Here is a 1431-nt window from a genome sequence, read left to right as displayed (position 1 = left end):
TCTAATTCTCCATCTGGATCGGCATCTACGCCACCGCCATTAGCTACTAATGGATCGATCGTTACTGCGCCTGCTACATTTGCTAAGCTCTCATCATTCTCGGCTGTTGGTGCTTCGATTACGTAATCTACTGTTACAGTTGCGGTATCACTTAAACCAGTTTGTGTTTCGGTTAAGGTATATTCTATTGCTGTTGGATCATTCGTGAATCCTGCTTCTGGTGTGAATGTTAAATCATCCGTTGCTGGATCGTAAGTCCAAGTTCCCTCTCCTGGTACAATTAACGTTAATGGATCGCCATCGCCATCTGAATCCGTTGGATCTAGACTGATTACGGCATTACCTGTTCCTGGTGTCGTATCTACTGGGCTACCATCACTTAACGTATCGTTTGATGAAATATCGGCTATCACTGCTGGATCACCGGTATCTACTCCTGTTACACTGTTGTCTTCTGCTACTGGTGGTAATTCATCATAGGTTACCGTGATTGTTGCTGGATCGGATACATTACCTTCTGCATCTTCGATTGTATAAGTAATCGCTGTTGGATCCGTTGTAAAGCCTGCTTCTGGTGTAAAGGTTAACTCGCCTGCTGCATCTACACTCCAAGTTCCTTCGTTTGGTACAACTAAAGTCGTCTCTTGTGTCCCTGGTGTCGATGGATCTAAATCGATAGTACTTGCTACAACTGCATCACCATTAGTATCATCACTTACAATATCAAATACTGCTGGTGTTCCTACGGTGTTGCCGTTACTTGTATTATCTTCTGCTACTGGTACATAATCTATAGTGACTGTAGCATCATTAGATACATTACCATCATTATCTTCTACATTATAACTGATAACCGTTGGATCGTCTGTAAAAGTTGATAACGGTGTGAATGTGATTGCGCCTGTAGTTTCATCTACACTCCATGTTCCTTCGTTTGGTACTGCAAAACTAGTAACATCGCCATTGGCATCGGTTACAATACTTGTGGCATTTGTTGGTGCTACTAAGCTTACCGTTGTTGGGTCTATTGTGCCATCTGGATCGGCATCTACGCCGCCGCCATTAGCTACTAACGGGTCAATAGTTACTGCACCGGCTACATTTGCTAAGCTCTCATCATTCTCGGCTGTTGGTGATTCGATAACGTAATCTACTGTTACAGTTGCGGTATCACTTAATCCAGTTTGTGTTTCGGTTAAGGTATACTCGATTGGTGTTGGATCATTCGTGAATCCTGCTTCTGGTGTGAATGTTAAATCATCCGTTGCTGGATCGTAAGTCCAAGTTCCCTCTCCTGGTACAACTAACGTTAATGGATCGCCATCGCCATCTGAATCCGTTGGATCTAGACTGATTACGGCATTACCTGTTCCTGGTGTCGTATCTACTGGACTACCATCACTTAACGTATCGTTTGATGAAATATCTGCT

At 43.3% G+C, this 1431-nt stretch carries 1 protein-coding gene; it reads right to left on the bottom strand.

Features of this window, described 5'->3' with window-relative positions:
* Window positions 1-1431, bottom strand: a 1431-nt coding sequence (locus ACJJV4_RS07625; RefSeq protein ID WP_405293069.1) for an Ig-like domain-containing protein, incomplete at both ends; no start/stop codon positions are given.

The organism is Algibacter sp. Ld11, assembly GCF_045066735.1.
Classification (GTDB): Bacteria; Bacteroidota; Bacteroidia; order Flavobacteriales; family Flavobacteriaceae; genus Algibacter.
The sequence above is the reverse complement of the archived record's forward strand: the minus strand, read 5'-3'. Positions and strand labels throughout refer to the sequence as shown.